We start from the raw sequence: 17,721 nt of genomic DNA, 5'->3' as shown, positions 1-17,721 counted from the left end.
GTTTACATTTTCAGGTTTGGTGCCAGATGTGATTAAGAACGACCGGGTGTTGCTGGAAATCGTGGGCGTGAATAGTAATTATGTGGAGCTAGCACGCCGCGTGGTGCCGATTGTGGATTACCACCTGAGGCTTGCGACAGCGACCTATATATTAGGAAGCCCGAACTATCTGACGGGGAGTCATGGGAAAGATATCGTGAAAATCTTCCTATTCATTAATGGCGAAAAAACGACGCGGAATGCGGGTTACACGGGCGATGGTTTCCAAATATATCTTCCGCTTCATGTGAAGTCCGTGAGCAGTGCGACGCAAGTATATGAACTGGTTGGCTTTGATAAAGACGATCAGATACGCAGTCGTCAAGTGTTTACGGTTATTCCGAAATAACGTCAAAAAGATGGTTTCTGTCGTGAGCAGGAGCCATCTTTTTATAGGTGCGCCCAGCATGCGCAAATGCTAAGTGGTGCAAGTCCGCAACAGGCTTCTTGGTAGTAAGTAAGGTGGTGTGAGGGGTCGGAACTTAATGGCACCTCCTGCTCGATTGCCTCTTGATGCCTTGCCTTAACTGTGTTACTCTAATCAAGTACGTTTTAAACAGATCAAAGGAGAGATAAAACATGAATATTATTGCCACGGCAGAGTCGGTTTTGCAAGCTGAATTGTTGTTGGGCGCGGGGGTAGACACGCTATACGTCGGAGGAAGTCGATTTGGGCTGCGCATGCCGCAATCACTGACGCTCGCCGATATTAGTGAAATTACTAACAAAGCGCACGAAGCGGGGAAAAAGGTCTTAGTGGCCGTGAATGCGTTGATGCATAATGAGCATCTGCATGATTTACCTGACTATTTACGTGAACTTTCTAACATGAAAGTAGACGCCATTACTGTAGGGGATCCCGGTGTTGTTTTTATGTTGCATGAGATGAAGCTTGATTTACCGTTTGTTTATGATGCGCAGACGTTTGTAACGAGCGCGGAACAAGTGGATTTTTGGGTGAAGCAGGGGGCAGTTGGTGCTGTTATGGCGCGTGAATTGACGCTGATTGAACTTGAAGCGATTACGGCGAAAATGGATGTGCCGATTGAGGTGCAGGTGTATGGCCCGACGTGTATTCACCAGTCGAAGCGCAAACTCGTGACGAATTACCAAAATATTGTGGAGATAAAAGATGATACATCGAAGGATCGCGGGCTTTATTTGCGTGAACCGAATGATGCGGACAGTCAGTTGCCAATTTATGAGGATGAGAATGGCACGCATATTTTTTCAACAGAAGATTTGTCGTTGATGCCTTATTTGGAGCGTGTGTATAACGCAGGTCTCAGAACGTGGAAGCTGGACGGTGTCTTGTTGCCGGGTGAGGATTTTGTCGCGATTGTGGCACTTTTCGTGAAGGCGAAGGAGGCACTTGAGGCGGGTGATTTTGTTGCGGAGACATTTGTGAACCGTTTAGCAAAATTACAGCCGGAGACGCGGGCGCTTGGAACAGGATTCTTTTTGAAACAACCAGATGAGGTAAAATGAGGAGGGCATGACAATGACTGGAAGAAAAAATTTGAAAAAGCCGGAAGTTTTAGCGCCGGCGGGTAATCTTGAGAAGTTAAAAATTGCGATTCGCTATGGTGCGGACGCTGTATATATTGGTGGACAGGCTTTCGGGCTTCGTTCGCGTGCAGGGAATTTTTCATATGAGGAAATGCAAGAAGGTGTAGCGTTTGCGCATGCGCGTGATGCGAAAGTGTATGTGGCGGCGAATATGGTGGCGCATGATGGGGATACGGAAGGTGCTGGCGAGTTTTTCCGGACGTTGCGTGATATTGGGATTGACGCGGTCATCGTGTCGGATCCAGCGCTGATTAGTATTTGTTTTGCGGACGCACCGGGACTTCCTGTGCATTTATCGACGCAGGCTTCGGCGACGAACTACAAGACGCTTGAATTCTGGAAGCAGCAGGGCTTGGAGCGCGTGGTTTTGGCGCGTGAAGTGAGCATGAGCGAGATTCAGGAAATCGGTCAAAATACGGATGTCGAGATGGAAGCGTTCATTCATGGCGCGATGTGTATCTCGTATTCTGGTCGCTGTACGCTGTCGAACCATATGGCGAATCGGGACGCGAATCGTGGCGGTTGTGCGCAGAGTTGTCGCTGGAAATATGACCTTTTTGAAATCGATAATGGCGTGCCACGTAACCTTGTAGATGAGGACGAAGAGCCGTTTTCGATGAGTGCTGTGGATCTTTCGATGATTCGCTTTATTCCTGATATGGTCGAAGCTGGCGTGGATAGTCTCAAAATTGAAGGCCGGATGAAGTCCATTCATTACGTTTCGACAGTGGCTAGCGTGTACCGTAAAGTCGTGGACGCCTACTGCGCGGACCCGGATAATTTCGTATTTGATCCAGCCTGGGAAGCCGAACTTTGGAAAGTAGCACAGCGCGAGTTATCGACTGGTTTCTTCTATCAAGAGCCGACCGAAGACGAGCAATTATTCGGCAAAACCCGCAAAATTCCGCAATACGCGTTCGCAGCACAAGTACTAGACTACGACCCAGCAACAAAAATCGCGACATTACAACAACGAAATAATTTTGGCATCGGCGAAGAAATTGAATTTTACGGTCCAGGAGAAGTTGGCTTTAAGCAAGTGGTGAAAGACCTCTGGAATGAACAGGACGAGCCAATTGAGCGTGCTCCAAACGCAATGATGACAGTAAAAATGACGGTAGACCATCCCGTAGAAGAATTTTACTTCATGCGCAAGAAAAAAGAAGAACGAAAAGCCAAGAAACGCGTCAAAGCTTAAAAATAAATTATGTTTTTACGCAAGTCTATCCCCATACCACCAAACCTCAGCGTTTGTAGCCCCGCTGAATGATTGTGATTCCGTAGAAACGCTGTTATAATGGAAACAAACATGAAAAGGAGTTGTATGAACATGATAGGATGGATTATTGCTATCGCGGTTGTTGTCATACTTGTCTTGATTTATTTCGGACTGTATAACAGCCTTGTCAAATATCGCAATAGAGTAGAAGAAACGTGGGCGCAAATCGATGTGCAACTGAAACGTCGCTTTGATTTAATTCCGAACTTAATTGAAACGGTCAAAGGTTATGCGTCACATGAGAAAGAAACGCTTGCACAAGTAGTGGAAGCACGTAACATGATGACACAAGCCCCAGCAGATGGTCGTAGCGAACAAATGGAAGCAGATAACATGCTGACTGGCGCGCTGAAATCCGTTTTTGCTTTGGCAGAGTCTTACCCAGATTTAAAAGCGAATACGTCATTTATCGAGTTGCAACATGAACTCGCAACAACAGAGAACAAAGTGGCTTATTCACGTCAACTGTATAACACAACAGTGATGACGTATAACACAAAAATTGAATCTGTACCTTCTAACATCGTTGCTAAAATGGGCGGATTTACGAAACGCGACATGCTTGCAACACCAGAGGAAGAAAAAGTGGTTCCAAAAGTTCAATTCTAAAACACTGAAAGGAAGAATGCGCCATGTTATTTGAACAAATAGCGGCTAATAAGCGTAAGACAGTGTTCATTGTTTTAGGATTCTTCATTTTTGTGATGCTGGTCGGTTGTGCGATTGGGATTTTGGTCTATAATAATTACTTGAACGGCCTGATTATGGCGGCTGTGATTGGTGCTATTTATATCGCGATCATGATTTTTTCCAGTTCAAAGGTCGTTATGACGATGAATCGGGCGAAAGAAGTCACGTCTAAAGATCAGGAACCAGTACTTTGGGATACAGTGGAAAGTATGGCGATGGTAGCAGGTATTCCGATGCCAAAAGTCTACATCGTCGAAGATCCGAGTCCGAATGCTTTCGCAACAGGAATCTCGCCTGAAAAAGGTGCGGTTGCTGTGACGCGAGGCTTGCTTAACAAGTTGGAACGCTATGAGCTAGAAGGTGTTATCGCGCATGAAGTGGCGCATATTCGTAATTACGATATTCGTCTCTCTACAATTGCAATCGCGCTCGTGGCTGTCGTTGCAATTTTGTCAGATTTAGCAATGCGGATGCTCTTTTGGGGTAGCATTACTGGCGGAAACAACAATCGTAAAAGTAACGACAACAATGGCGGTGGTGGTGCGCAAGCGATTATTTACATCGTAGCCCTTATTTTTGTTATTCTAGCACCAATCATTGCAACGGCGATTCAGTTTGCGCTAAGCCGTAACCGCGAGTATTTAGCGGATGCGACAGCCATCGAACTGACGCGGAACCCACAAGGTTTAGCTGATGCCCTGCGCAAAATTGGTGGCGATACAACGAAGATGAAACAGCCGAGTGCAGCTTCCGAATCGATCTACTTCACAACGCCGTCAAAAGGTGAAAAGAAGAAGAAGAAAGAGAAAGCCGGAATGTTTGACTCACATCCGCCAATTGCAAGCAGAATTGAGCGTTTGGAACATATGTAAACAATGGATAGTCATAAAGAGTTTGGAAAAAATCCTATGTCCGTTTTTATTGGCATAGGATTTTTTTCTGGACTCTTTTTTGTGATGGGAAAATAGTTCAAGCCTTGAGTCGCAACATGCGCAACCCATTTAGAATAACTAAAATGGTGCTGCCTTCATGACCAATGACACCAAACGGCAAGTTAATTATTTGAAAAAAATTAGATAGAATAAGCAATCCGATCACGCAAAGTGAGAAAATGATATTTTGCCAAGTGATACGGTGGAGTTTTTTCGATAGCTTAAGTGCGAACGTAAGCTTGGAGAGATTATTTTTCATTAGAATTATATCGGCTGTTTCGATAGCTATATCTGTGCCTTCGCCCATTGCGATACCGACATCCGCATTTGCCAGTGCAGGTGCATCGTTAATTCCGTCGCCAATCATCGCAATCGCACCATATTTTTTCTGAAGGGCTAGTAGGCGTGTGACTTTATGCTCGGGGAGGCATTCGGCAATCACGCTATCTATGCCGAGTTCTTTGCCAATGGTATCTGCGGTATGCTGGCTGTCCCCTGTTATCATAATGGTTTTGATCGACAGGGCATGCAGCGATTGGATGGTTTTCTGGGCTTCTTTTCGGGCGATATCCTTTAAAGCTAGAACACCTACGATTTCCTTGCTACAAGAAACGAAGACTAGCGTTTTCCCCTCGGATGCAAGCGCTGAATTATATTTATCGGTGTAGGCTGATGCGCTATCTTTGCCAACGAAATCGTCTTTTCCAATGCGCCATTCTTGATTCGCTATAGTCGATTTAACGCCACGGCCTGGCACGTCTGTTACAGTGATATCAGGTAGTATGTCGGTGTCTAATGCGCGAACAATACTTTGTGCAAGCGGATGTGTGGACTTGCTCTCAATGGAAGCAATAATGGCCGGAGAAACATACTTTTCCAAGTATATATCCGTTAATACTGGTTTTCCTTGCGTCAAAGTGCCTGTTTTATCAAAAGCAATAGCAGGAATGTTGTGCAGATTTTCTAGGTAAATGCCACCTTTAAATAAAATGCCATGGCGCGCGCCGTTTGAAATTGCAGCAAGCGTTGCCGGTGTAACAGAAGCAATAAGCGCACAAGGAGAAGCGACTACAAGCAAAACCATTGCCCGATAAAAAGTTTCTGTCCAATCCCAACCAAAAGCAAAATGGGGTAGAAATAACATGATGCCAACAGTGAATAAAACAATTTTGACATACGTATCTTCAAAACGTTCGATCAAACGAGCCGTTCTAGAGGGTTTAGTTTGTGCTTGTTGGACAAGTTCGATAATTTTGCTGAATAGTGTATTCTCAGATGTTTGTGTTATTTTTACAGTTAAGGCACCGCTCAAATTAATGGTACCTGCAAATATAGGATTGTTTTCTTTTTTCTCAACGGGAACGGGCTCACCTGAAATCGCTGCTTCATCAAGTGTGGATACGCCTTTCATGATAACGCCATCCAGAGGTACAATCTCGCCGGGACGAATAAGAATAAACTGGCCTTCCAAAAGCTCCTCAACGGGAACCTCTGTCGTGGAATTGTCTGTTTGAAGAAGGGATGCTGTCATGGGTTGTATCTCAAGTAAATTAGATATGTCGCGTTTACTCTTGTTCATCGTATACGTTTCTAAGGCGCCGCTAAGCGAGAAGATAAAGATTAGAATAGCGCCCTCTAACCAGTAGCCGATGATGGAAGCCCCAATAGCTGCAATCACCATGAGAAGCTCCACATTCAACTTCTTCGTGCGGATTGTATTGGTGATGCCTTCTTTAGCCTTTGCAAATCCACCGATAACAAAAGCGACAAGGAAAATGATGGGTGTTGCGGAATTCTCAGATAATAACCAGCCAATCAAGAGAAAAAGGCCACTTATGATAGCTGCAATTAGTTCAATATTACGTTTTAGAAAATGAACCATGATAAACCTCCTTTAATTGATAATGATTATCGATAACCTTAAAATGCGAAAATCTGCCCTCATAGACTGAGAACAGATAGTAAATGAATATATTATTTAACCTTAGTATACTACTGATATAGAGATAAAACAATCTAATTGATAAAAATTTAATCTAATTGAGAATGAATATTAGTATCAATCTGTTAATTAGCATAAAAAAAAACGACCAGCTTAGGGGGAGCAGGTCGAAAAAAGGAGTTTGTGAAGGGACACCACAATTAGAAAAAGGGGGGTAAAACTAATTGCTGTCCTTGCTTTACATTCTCTATATTAAAGCAGAAGCATTAAAGTACAACGTTATTATTATGAAAATTTCATTAAAAAAGAGCTGTTTCGCATCATACGAAACAGCTTTTTTAATAATAATGTTATAAGGCAACGTATTTCCAAAGTGTTTGACCATCCTTAGAATCGACCATCGTGACTTTTTGTTGTAAGCGCCACTTCTTCATCTGGCGTTCTACTTGTTTCTCGGGTAAAGCATACATATTCGCAATTTCTTTCGTTGTAGAAATCTGGACTTCTTCCATATACTCCTCAAGCGTTGGTGTCTCTTTGGGCTCGGGAAAATGATTAAGCAACTCGGAAAGAATGTGCACATAGACATCATAACGATGCAAGCCGCTAATCTTCAAGCCCTCGTCTTCAATATTTCGATTGAAAAAGACAACAGTTGGATTCTCATTAATTTCCATTTCATGCGCTACTTTTTGATCGCCAATATAGGCCCGTTTGGCGAGATTAGATTGTAGATCACTTTTGAACTCTATCAAATCAAGGCCGACTATTTTGGCGGTTTCGTATAGAACGCTCGATTCAGAAATATCCTTTTCGTCAATAAAATGGGATTCTTGGAGTTTGCGCAAGAAATCAATGCCTTGTTTCTTTCCTTGGAGTTCCGCAGCTTTCACCGCTAAACAGGAAATATAAGACATGTGGGCCATTTCGGGTTGTGGAATCGTACAGGCATTTCGTTTTTGCCGATTCATCACCGTCTGCAGGTTATTATGCAGGACATAGCGCAACTTAAAGTAGTTGCCATATTCCATCTGCAACCTCCGTATTGTATGTTCCATGTTCCAGCACTCCGTACAAGCCGGGTCGAAAAATAGATAAATCTCAATAGGCTTGCTATTACAGACCGATTGAAGATATAGATTTTGGTTTATCATTGCTATCACCTGTTTTTCAGATTCTAATCTCTCTTGATTAGACAAAGTATACGCGAATGGTTCTATTTTTCTAAGGAGTCATTTGCTGGATATGTCACGACACATTCATACTACCATAACTATATTTTAGCAGTGGAAGGGTAAATTAACAAATGATTGCAATCAAAAATACAAAACTTCCTTACCTAAATTTGACGGAATTGTAACATTTCGTGTGAATTCTTATTTTTACAACTTTCCATGAGTGCGCTAACATCAAGTCATAGAGAGACTTTATTTCTCTTTGTAAACAGCTTCATAAAAACGTAATATTTTATTCTTTGTCGGCCGCTGCGGAATCTTTCGGTCCTCTAAAAAACGATTAAAAATCAATTTACCTTTTTCAAAATCAGCGACTTCATATTCTAATTCGAAATCATGTGTGTCACTATAGAAGCTTTTATCGAAAACGAGCAGTCCTTTTTTATAGTTTTTTTCAGCACGGGTTGTTGTTAAGGAGCCGAACATGACGAGTTCTTGGTGGTCGATGCCAAGCGTATGTAGTGCGTCACGAACTTGTCCGACTGGGATATTGGCACCGTCTAAAATTGCTGAGACTTGTTCTTCTGCTAGGATTTGTGTCGTTTCCAATAAACCGATTTGTTCTGGTGTTTTTTAAGGTGAGTTCGTAATGCAACTCCCGTTTTCGGATTCTTAAAGCGGCTAAGCGTTCTTTTAACTGAAAATCAGCGGTGTCAAAATAATAATTCGTTTGCGTGAAAAAATCAGCTTCCTCTAAGCGGAATTCATTCATTAACAAATCGTATTCGCTTGCGGTCAACATATTTTTAAATTCAATTTCTAATTCTTGACTCATGGCAGGCACTCCTTTTTTATTAATCCCAGACAGCATCTAAGTCTTCTGAGTAGTTGATAATCGCTTTTTTGTAAGCAATAATGGTTGGATCGCTCGATGTTTCGCCAATAATTTTGATCGCAAGTTGCATCGCTTCTTTGTAATTCTGCTCGTTGTAAAGCGCCATGCTTGCGAACACGGTAATCGCCTTGTTTTCGGGGAAAGAAACGCGGGCTTTCTGAAAAGTTTCGCTGGCCTTTGCGTAGTTACCAATGGCTCGATAGGTACTACCAAGACCAATGTAAGCGTCGGCTAAATCAGTTTCTGGAAGGCCAATTTTGAGCGCTTTTTCATAGTAGGAAATGGCTTCGGTCTCATCGCTTAAACCGTCGCAACTCCAAGCAGCATAGTAGTTTAAGAGAGCATTGTCGGGCTCTGTTAGCAAGGCGTTTTTGGCGGATTCTTTTGCCTCTTGATATTGTCCATTTTCGAGTAACGCAAGAATTTCTGTTGTTTTCATCATCGTTCTCCTCCTTCAGATTGTGTATTCCTTCATTTTAACACAAGAAGGCAGAATAAATGAAATCAAAAAGATAGATGTAAATAGGAGAGAAAGGCGTGCGAATGTGCTAAAATAGAAGGCGAGCAAGTTTATCACATAATGAAAATCGACATATGAGGTGAGTGTTTTGAATCATTGGGAAGATTTTTTAGCGCCATATAAACAAGCAGTGGAAGAACTGAAAATTAAATTAAAAGGGATGCGTTCGCAATTCCAGCTTGCAAATAATCATTCGCCGATTGAGTTTGTGACAGGCCGTGTGAAGCCAGTTTCAAGTATTTTAGATAAGGCGAACAAGAAGGATATTCCGCTGGACAGACTTGTCGAAGAAATGCAAGATATTGCGGGACTTCGAATGATGTGCCAGTTTGTGGATGATATTAATGTGGTCGTGTTGCTCCTTCGTCAACGCAATGATTTCCGAATTATTGAAGAACGGGATTATATTACGAATAAGAAACCAAGTGGCTACCGCTCGTATCATGTTGTGATTGAGTATCCTGTCGAGACCGTTCAAGGCGAGAAGAAAATCCTAGCTGAGATTCAAATCCGAACGTTGGCGATGAATTTTTGGGCGACGATTGAGCATTCGCTAAACTATAAATATCAAGGAGAATTTCCAGAGGACATCAATATTCGGCTGAAGCGCGCGGCTGAGGCGGCTTTTCGTCTGGACGAAGAGATGAGCGAGATTCGTGAGGAAGTACAGGAAGCGCAGGTGTACTTTACTAGAAATAAAGAAGTGCCAAAAGATAAGAACGCGAATCATCATACATTACCGAAGAATTAGATCGCGTAGAGAATAGGGGAGAAGTAATGATGAAGTATGCAGTCACTTCTAGAGGTGATGAAAAATCCAATCTATTACGGCTCAAAATGATTGGCTATTTCGATGATTTTGATATGGTATATGACGAATCGGAGCCGGAGATTGTTATTTCTATCGGTGGAGACGGCACATTGCTGGCGGCTTTTCATGATTACCAGCACCGATTAGATAAGGTAACATTCGTTGGAATCCATACGGGCCATTTAGGTTTTTATGCGGATTGGCGCCCATCCGAGGCGGAGAAACTGGTTTTTGCCATTGTGGAAGGGAAATACGATACAGCGGCTTACCCACTTTTAAAAACGACGATTAAATACGGTGGGAATAAGGAGAAGGTTTACTTAGCCTTGAACGAATCTACTATCAAAAGTTCAGGTGGCCCGTTTGTTGTCGATGTTGCGATTAATGACGCCCATTTTGAGCGATTTCGAGGCGATGGTTTGTGCATGTCGACACCATCCGGGACAACGGCGTACAATAAAGCGCTTGGTGGTGCGTTGATGCATCCATCCATTGAAGCGATGCAGTTAACCGAGATGGCATCGATTAATAACCGGGTCTACCGAACGATTGGCTCGCCTTTGATTTTGCCAAAACATCATTCGGTGACGTTGAAGCCAGTGAACGATAAGGATTTCCAAGTATCGATGGATCACTTGAGTATTTTGCACCGCGATGTCCGTGAAATTCGCTACGACGTCGCCCAACAAAAAGTCATGTTCGCCCGCTTTAGATCCTTCCCATTTTGGAAAAGAGTGCATGATTCGTTTATCGAGGAGTAGATGATAGGCGAACACTTTCACTCGATTTATTGATAGCAGAAGAATAAAAGCAAGAGTAAAGCCTGAGACCACCAAACCATTTACATTAGGTAGGACATACAATCGGCTTTACGCAAATCGAGCGCTTGTCGCCGATTTACTTTGGTTATGCGCAACCCCTAAACAGTAGTGCAGAATATGTGAGGTATAACTATGTATTTAGAATGGAATGTCGCGGCGGATGAAGAGAATCTGATGCTGCGTACTTTTTTGCGAGGGAAATATGTTTCGAAATTGTTGCTTACTTCGGTGAAATTTTCGGAGGATGGCATGATTGAGGTGAATGGAATAGAGGAGAATGTGCTTTATCGTGTGAAAACGGGAGATCATGTTCGGATTACTTTTCCGAAAGAGCAGGAGAATGAGCGCTTGCTCGCGGAATATGGTGAGTTGCCGATTGTTTTTGAGGATGATTTTATTTTGGTGCTGGATAAGCCAGCGGGGATGACGAGTATTCCGTCGCAGTATCATCCGAGCGGTTCGGTCGCGAATCATTTGAAGGGCCACTATCTGAAAAATAACATTGATTCGGCGATTCATATTGTGACACGGCTTGATAAGGAGACGTCTGGCTTGATGCTGATTGCCAAGACGCGTTATGCGCACGGCAGGCTTAGTACATTGCATCAGACGGGGCACGTGACGCGTCAGTATCAGGCCCTTGTTTCGGGGAATATGGAGACGCGCTCGGGAAGTATTATTGCCCCAATTGGCCGGAATCCAGAAAGTCTGATTGAGCGCGCGGTCGTTGCGGATGGGAAATACGCGAAGACAAACTATGAAGTTTTAGCGAGTTATCCGACATTTGATCATGTGAAAATTCAACTGGAAACTGGGCGAACACATCAAATTCGTGTTCATTTTGCGTACGTTGGGCACCCACTCATTGGGGATAATATGTACGGCGGTCCAACAGAATTAGTACAGCGCCATGCTCTTCATTCCTGTCATCTCGAGTTAATCCACCCATTCACCGAAGAAAAAATGGCTTGGAGCAGCGATTTGGCCACTGATTTAGCGGCAATTTTGACACAGCATAAATAATAACGGTTTTAAAATGGTAAGCATTCGTGTAAAATGAACATAAGCGCGTAATTTTAAGGAGGAAATGAAACAGATGAATTTATCTTTAGAGGGAAAAAACTATGTCGTGATGGGCGTAGCGAATAAGAGAAGTATTGCATGGGCGATTGCTCGTTCGCTAAATGAAGCAGGGGCAAATCTGATTTTTACATACGCCGATGATCGTTCGAAGCGTAGTATCGAGGAACTTGTTGGTTCTTTGAATGAAAACAATCAAAACCCGCTTATTATTGAATGTGATGTGAATAAAGAAGAGGCGATTGTGGCGACTTTTGAAACGATTAAAGCCAAATTTGGACAAATTTCAGGTATTGCCCATTGTATCGCATTTGCTAACAAAGACTTTTTGGCAGGGGATTATTTGGAAGTGAGTCGTGAAAGTTTCCTGCAAGCGCATGAAGTCAGCGCGTACTCATTCACAGCGATTGCACGTACGGCGAAGCATTTGGAAATGTTAACAGACGATGCTAGTTTAGTGACATTGACATATCTTGGTGGCGAACGCGTCGTGAAGAATTACAACATCATGGGCGTGGCAAAAGCAGCACTTGACGCAAGCGTGAAATATTTAGCGATGGATCTTGGAAAGCACGGGGTTCGTGTTAACGCGATTTCAGCTGGCCCAATCCGTACCGTTTCGGCGCGCGGCGTCGGTAGCTTCAGTGAATCGTTAGCCGTAGTAGAAGAAAAAGCACCATTAAAACGCGCAACACAAGCCGAAGAAGTTGGTGATACAGCATTATTCCTATTCAGTGCTTTATCTCGCGGAGTAACTGGCGAAATGATCCATGTGGACAGCGGTTATCACATTATTGGATTCTAATTTAGGATAGTCAAAATGGTTGGTAGGATAATTCTTATCAACCATTTTTAAGGAGCGTTGTCATTCATGCTTTTATGGATATCTGTCGGAATATACGTTTTAGCTTCAGGGTACGTACTACTATTTTGCAAGAAGTATGGAATCCGAATTGCCATAGCACTAAGCCTTGTCATGTTGTTTCTATTTGATGTAACACCTTTTAGCAGTGCCATAAGTATCGGACTTTCGATGTTGAAGCTGATTATTTTAATCGGACTCGTGCTACTCATCGTTACCTACTTTAAAAAACGGCAACAGAAAAAAGCGCCTTGAAAAAAAATTTTCAAGGCGCTTTTTATTTATGCGTTCGCTTGGACAGCAATCGCGTCGTCCTCTAGAACCGCAACAAGTGCTTTTGCTTCTGGTTGTTCAATCATGAAGTCAGCAATCGCGTCTTCTAGTTGAGCTTGAATCGTTCTGCGTAATGGTCTTGCTCCAAAATTAGGATCATAACCAATCTCGGCAAGTTTTTCTTTCACCGCTGTATCTACTGTCAAATCGATTTCTTGTGGTGCTAGCATGTCGTTTAAATCAGCAAGCATCAAGTCCACGATAACGAGGAGATGTTCTTTATCTAAGCTTTGGAATGTGACAATCGCGTCTAACCGATTTAAAAACTCAGGCTTGAAGTAATCGCCCAGTTTATCGAGGATTTCGGACTCTTTTTTCACAGCTTCGGCAGCGGTTGTTGCGAACCCAACGGAAGCCTCACTTAGCGTCGCACCAGCATTACTCGTCATAATAATCACGGTATCCTTGAAACTAACCGTACGACCTTGACTATCGGTTAAACGGCCATCCTCTAAAATTTGCAGGAACATGTGCTGCACATCAGGATGGGCTTTTTCCATTTCATCGAGCAAAATAATGCTGTACGGGTTGCGGCGAACTTTTTCCGTCAATTGGCCTGCTTCTTCATGACCAACATAGCCAGGAGGGGAACCGATGAGTTTGGAAACGCTATGTTTTTCCATGTATTCACTCATATCTAAGCGAATCATCGCGTCCTCTGAGCCAAACATTTCAGAGGCAAGTGTCCGACCGAGTTCTGTTTTTCCGACACCTGTTGGACCGACGAACAAGAAGGAACCGATAGGACGATCTTTTTGCTTCAATCCTACGCGGCTACGGCGAATCGCTTTGGCTACTTTGGTCACAGCTTCTTCTTGACCAATCACCTTAGATTTCAAGTTAGATTCGAGGTTTTTCATTTTAGATTGTTCGTCTTCTTGTAAACGGCCAACTGGAATACCTGTTTTTTCTTCAATCAGGGCTTGAATATCAGCCGCATGAATCATTGGTATATCAGACGGTGTGCCTTCTGCTTTGCGTTCTTTCAGTTTCGTAATCTCATCTCGAACCGACGCCGCTTCTTCATAATTTTCATTGCGGAGAGCCACATCTTTTTGTTCCTCTAATTTAATAATGCGCTCATTAATCATATTCGGATCGACGTGCTCCAATGTTAAATTATATTTAGAACCAATTTCATCCATCAAATCAATCGCTTTGTCTGGCAAATGGCGATCTTGAATATAACGGTCGCTCAGTTTTGCAGCTGCTTCTATCGCATCTTGCGCGTAATGAACGTGGTGGAATTCCTCATATTTCGGCTGCAAACCAGCTAGAATTGTTAGTGTCTCATCAATCGTGGGCTCATCAACTAGTACCGGTTGGAAACGACGCTCTAATGCTGCATCTTTTTCGATTTTGCGGTATTCTTTCAGTGTAGTAGCCCCAATCATTTGCAGTTCGCCACGAGCAAGTGCAGGTTTCAAAATGTTTCCGGCATCCATCGAACCTTCTGCAGAGCCAGCTCCAACAATCGTGTGCACTTCGTCAATAAACAAAATCGTGTTTTCGTCGGCTTGCAACTCGCTAATTAGTTGTTTCATACGTTCTTCAAATTGCCCGCGAATCCCAGTATTGGAAACGAGGGAAGCAACGTCGAGCAAAATAACTTCCTTGTTTTGGAGTTTTGCAGGAACAATCCCCGCGACAATCGCATTGGCTAGACCTTCGACAACTGCCGTTTTACCTACACCAGGTTCCCCAATAAGCACGGGGTTATTTTTATTACGCCGATTTAAAATTTCAATCATACGCTGAATTTCATCATCACGGCCGATAACAGGATCTAGCTTTGCGTCCCGAGCCATTGCCGTTAAATTCGTACCGTATTCATCTAGTAAACCACCGCGTCCGCCACCAGCAGTTTGTGTTTTCACCGCTGTTTTGCGTTCTGGTTTCGCATTTTGCTTTTCTCCAGCGATATTCGCAAAGAAATCATCCATTTGCGAGTAAAAATCATTTTGCCCACGAGGCGTTCCAGCAGACGCTCTGAATTGCGCGTAACAATCAGCACACAGTGGCATCTCCATTTTCTGACCATTCATACTCATATATAGTTGGATTGTAGCTTCGTTTTGATTACAATTTTGACATTTCATTTGAAAACCTCCCATAAGTTTTGAGATTAGGTCTGACTTTGACTTTATTTGACCTTATATCATTATTATACTCTGACCAATACTGACTTTCAACTATTTTGCTCAAAAAAAGAATCCCGGTTAGGAATTCTCTTGGTTACTAATTTAGTATCTTTTGCATATCTTTATGTTCGATTCCTGCATCCATGAAGATGTCAGAACACACTTCGTAGCCTAGCTTTTCATAGAAAGGAATGGCCGTTGTTTGTGCGCCGAGCTTCAATAACGTAACGTTCTGCGCGCGTGCTTCTTGCTCGATTGCTTCGATAATACGGCGACCGCTTCCTTTTTTGCGGGCAATTTTGCGGGCGCAGATTCGTTCTACTTTGCCGTATTCGGGTAGCGCGCGGAATCGACCTGTTGCAAGCGCTGTGCCATCTTCATCATAATCGACGAACATAACGGTTGAATCTAGCACGTCAAACTCGTCCCACTCTAATTCTGGGTCCACTTTCTGCTCGAGGACAAATACCTCATTCCGAATGTCAAATGCATCTTGTTTCCCTTTTTTATCTGTTACTTGCTTTACTGCCATGCTCCTTATTCCTCCTTAAACGGTCATATCTTCTGTTTCAAATTGCTCTTTATCTAACATAAATTGTAGCGCTTCTTTGACAAATGGTTGCCAGTATTTCCAGCGATGCTTTCCTTCAAACTCTTGGAAATAATATTCAAAACCACGCGTTTCTAAAATTTGATGAAGTGCTAAATTGGGTTCCAAGAAATTCGCCACATCATTATCTGTCGTTGGAACTTCTGTTTCCTCGCTACCAATCACGTGGAAAATTTTAACCAAGGCTGGATTGGCTTTATTCGCAAGATCCATCAATTCGTCCGTCACAAGTGGTGAATGCAAAATCGCGTTGCCGAAAGTGTGTGGATATTTCAGTGCTGCTTTCAAGGAAACGCTAGCGCCAAGGGAATCACCCATTAAGAAACGACTGGTGCCCATATGATACGTTGGGAAGTTCGCCTCGATATAAGGCACGAGTTCATGCGCCAGAAAGCGGATATAGCTTCATTTTGCGCCCCATTAGGATGGTACTTCGCGCGCCGATCTTCTACTGTCTTATAGGGAATTCCGATAAAAATAGCCTCTTGAATCTCTTTATTTTCCGCTAGTTCATCAGCAAACCGCGCTAACTTGCCGAACTGAAAATAGTCTTTGCCATCTTGTACTAAGAAAAAAGGGTACTTTGAAAGCGGCGAAAACGTTGGTGGTAAATAAATTAATAAGTCCAATTCCTCGTTTAAAACATTACTCCAAATCTTTTGTTCCAACATTTTTGCGTCTGCCATGTGTATGATCCCCCTTCTTTATTCGTTGTCCGAATTATTAGATAATAACTTGTGAATAAGACGATTCGGCCTATATTTCGATAACGTATTTACATTCTACCACAAAATGAAATCAATAGGGAAACTTTTGCTTAAATAATCAGTTTTTTTTTCAAAAGGTTGCGTGTCTTTTTTCAAATCGCGCAGAGTTATGATATAATGAACAAATCAAATAATAGAAGAAAAAGGGTGGGAATCGCATGAGTAGTAAGGATATTGATTGGGGCACACTTGGTTTTGAATACATTAAAACGGATTTGCGTTATGTGTCTATTTGGGAAAACGGCAAGTGGGATGAGGGGACATTAACAGAAGATAATGTCGTTCATATCGCAGAAGGCTCCACGGCGATTCACTACGGACAACAGTGTTTTGAAGGCTTGAAGGCGTATCGTTGTAAAGATGGATCGATTAATTTATTCCGTCCAGATCAGAACGCAAAACGGATGAAGCGTAGTTGTGATCGGTTGTTAATGCCAGAATTTCCTGAGGAGCGCTTTATTGAGGCGTGTAAACAGGTTATTGCCGCAAACGAAGATTATATGCCGCCATACGGTTCGGGTGGAACGATGTATTTACGCCCTTACTTAATTGGAATTGGCGATAATTTGGGCGTTCGGACGGCACCTAAGTTCATGTTCTCCGTCTTTTGTTGCCCAGTTGGACCATATTTCAAAGGTGGCCTAAATCCGACGAACTTCATTATATCGGAGTATGATCGCGCGGCGCCAAACGGTACCGGAGCTGCAAAAGTTGGTGGTAACTATGCGGCCAGCCTTTACCCAGGAAAAATTGCGAAAGATCGCGAGTTCAGCGATTGCATTTACCTAGATCCAGCGACGCATACAAAAATTGAAGAAGTCGGCGCTGCAAATTTCTTCGGTATTACGAAAGATAATCGTTTCGTGACACCATTCTCGCCATCTATTTTGCCAAGTATTACGAAATATTCGTTGCTTTATTTGGCAGAGCACCGTTTAGGCATGAAAGCAGAGGAAAGTGATGTTTTCATTGATAAATTGGATGCGTTCGCTGAAGCTGGGGCGTGTGGAACGGCGGCTGTCATTTCACCAATCGGTGGGATTCAAAATGGGGATGACTTCCATGTGTTCTATAGTGAGACGGAAGTTGGGCCTGTAACGAAGCAATTATATGATGAGCTTTGTGGTATCCAATTTGGCGATGTGGAAGCGCCTGAAGGGTGGATTTATAAGGTGAAGTAAGTTGTTAGTGGTTTACGAGAGTTGATAAATGTGTTACAATGAATTTGGATATAGTAGGAGCATGAGCTCACCAA

Annotated in this window: 16 protein-coding genes and 2 pseudogenes; 11 read left to right on the top strand and 7 right to left on the bottom strand. The window is 43.0% G+C overall.

Going from position 1 to position 17,721, the window contains the following annotated elements; translation table 11 throughout:
- From PCORN_RS19400 to htpX, 5 genes are all read left to right on the top strand, one after another.
- The coding region (locus PCORN_RS19400; protein WP_159102588.1) for an immunoglobulin-like domain-containing protein at positions 1-388 on the top strand (388 nt) is incomplete at its 5' end.
- 230 nt (positions 389-618) lie between these two features.
- On the top strand, positions 619-1,527 hold the full coding sequence (locus PCORN_RS12620; protein ID WP_036081159.1) for a peptidase U32 family protein: 909 nt from the start codon (positions 619-621) through the stop codon (positions 1,525-1,527).
- 13 nt (positions 1,528-1,540) lie between these two features.
- Positions 1,541-2,806, top strand: coding sequence for a peptidase U32 family protein (locus PCORN_RS12615; protein ID WP_036081156.1), 1,266 nt, complete (start codon positions 1,541-1,543; stop codon positions 2,804-2,806).
- Positions 2,807-2,938: 132 nt separating this feature from the next.
- Positions 2,939-3,496 (top strand): LemA family protein, encoded by a 558-nt coding sequence (locus PCORN_RS12610; protein ID WP_051999450.1) that lies wholly within the window; start codon positions 2,939-2,941, stop codon positions 3,494-3,496.
- A 23-nt stretch (positions 3,497-3,519) separates the two neighbouring features.
- Positions 3,520-4,449, top strand: coding sequence for a zinc metalloprotease HtpX (gene htpX / locus PCORN_RS12605; protein ID WP_036081153.1), 930 nt, complete (start codon positions 3,520-3,522; stop codon positions 4,447-4,449).
- A 97-nt stretch (positions 4,450-4,546) separates the two neighbouring features.
- Here htpX and PCORN_RS12600 read toward each other — a convergent pair whose 3' ends face one another.
- The 4 genes and pseudogenes from PCORN_RS12600 to PCORN_RS12585 form a co-directional block, all read right to left on the bottom strand.
- A complete protein-coding gene (locus PCORN_RS12600) occupies positions 4,547-6,391 on the bottom strand; it encodes a heavy metal translocating P-type ATPase (RefSeq protein ID WP_036081150.1) in 1,845 nt (614 codons plus the stop codon).
- Between the two features lie 410 nt (positions 6,392-6,801).
- Positions 6,802-7,605 (bottom strand): protease adaptor protein YjbH, encoded by an 804-nt coding sequence (yjbH, locus tag PCORN_RS12595; RefSeq protein WP_036081148.1) that lies wholly within the window; start codon positions 7,603-7,605, stop codon positions 6,802-6,804.
- 273 nt (positions 7,606-7,878) lie between these two features.
- Positions 7,879-8,461 (bottom strand): annotated as a pseudogene (locus tag PCORN_RS12590) (CYTH domain-containing protein).
- A 19-nt stretch (positions 8,462-8,480) separates the two neighbouring features.
- Positions 8,481-8,963 carry a tetratricopeptide repeat protein gene (locus PCORN_RS12585; RefSeq protein ID WP_036081145.1) on the bottom strand — a complete coding sequence of 161 codons (483 nt, stop codon included), beginning with the start codon at positions 8,961-8,963 and terminating at the stop codon, positions 8,481-8,483.
- A gap of 166 nt (positions 8,964-9,129) precedes the next feature.
- On the opposite strand from PCORN_RS12585, the gene yjbM reads away from it, so the two are divergent.
- From yjbM to PCORN_RS12560, 5 genes are all read left to right on the top strand, one after another.
- Entirely contained in the window at positions 9,130-9,792 is a 663-nt protein-coding gene (yjbM, locus tag PCORN_RS12580; RefSeq protein ID WP_036081143.1) for a GTP diphosphokinase, read from the top strand.
- Between the two features lie 29 nt (positions 9,793-9,821).
- Positions 9,822-10,613: an NAD kinase gene (locus tag PCORN_RS12575; RefSeq protein ID WP_036081199.1), complete on the top strand. Its 792-nt coding sequence runs from the start codon at positions 9,822-9,824 to the stop codon at positions 10,611-10,613.
- Between the two features lie 192 nt (positions 10,614-10,805).
- Positions 10,806-11,696 (top strand): RluA family pseudouridine synthase, encoded by an 891-nt coding sequence (locus tag PCORN_RS12570; RefSeq protein WP_036081140.1) that lies wholly within the window; start codon positions 10,806-10,808, stop codon positions 11,694-11,696.
- 73 nt (positions 11,697-11,769) lie between these two features.
- Positions 11,770-12,558, top strand: coding sequence for an enoyl-ACP reductase FabI (gene fabI / locus PCORN_RS12565; protein ID WP_036081137.1), 789 nt, complete (start codon positions 11,770-11,772; stop codon positions 12,556-12,558).
- A gap of 66 nt (positions 12,559-12,624) precedes the next feature.
- On the top strand, positions 12,625-12,870 hold the full coding sequence (locus PCORN_RS12560) for a hypothetical protein (protein ID WP_036081134.1): 246 nt from the start codon (positions 12,625-12,627) through the stop codon (positions 12,868-12,870).
- A gap of 26 nt (positions 12,871-12,896) precedes the next feature.
- Here PCORN_RS12560 and PCORN_RS12555 read toward each other — a convergent pair whose 3' ends face one another.
- From PCORN_RS12555 to PCORN_RS12545, 3 genes and pseudogenes are all read right to left on the bottom strand, one after another.
- The gene (locus PCORN_RS12555) at positions 12,897-15,047 is read right to left on the bottom strand and encodes an ATP-dependent Clp protease ATP-binding subunit (RefSeq protein WP_036081131.1); all 2,151 of its coding nucleotides are present in this window, start codon (positions 15,045-15,047) and stop codon (positions 12,897-12,899) included.
- Between the two features lie 139 nt (positions 15,048-15,186).
- Positions 15,187-15,621 carry a GNAT family N-acetyltransferase gene (locus PCORN_RS12550; RefSeq protein ID WP_036081128.1) on the bottom strand — a complete coding sequence of 145 codons (435 nt, stop codon included), beginning with the start codon at positions 15,619-15,621 and terminating at the stop codon, positions 15,187-15,189.
- 15 nt (positions 15,622-15,636) lie between these two features.
- Positions 15,637-16,385, bottom strand: a pseudogene (locus tag PCORN_RS12545) (alpha/beta hydrolase).
- A gap of 239 nt (positions 16,386-16,624) precedes the next feature.
- Here PCORN_RS12545 and PCORN_RS12540 point away from each other — a divergent pair.
- Entirely contained in the window at positions 16,625-17,647 is a 1,023-nt protein-coding gene (locus PCORN_RS12540; RefSeq protein ID WP_036081125.1) for a branched-chain amino acid aminotransferase, read from the top strand.
- The last annotated feature ends 74 nt before the right edge of the window (positions 17,648-17,721 follow it).

This window comes from Listeria cornellensis FSL F6-0969 (genome assembly GCF_000525855.1).
In the GTDB taxonomy this organism is placed as follows: Bacteria; Bacillota; Bacilli; order Lactobacillales; family Listeriaceae; genus Listeria_A; species Listeria_A cornellensis.
The sequence above is the reverse complement of the archived record's forward strand: the minus strand, read 5'-3'. Positions and strand labels throughout refer to the sequence as shown.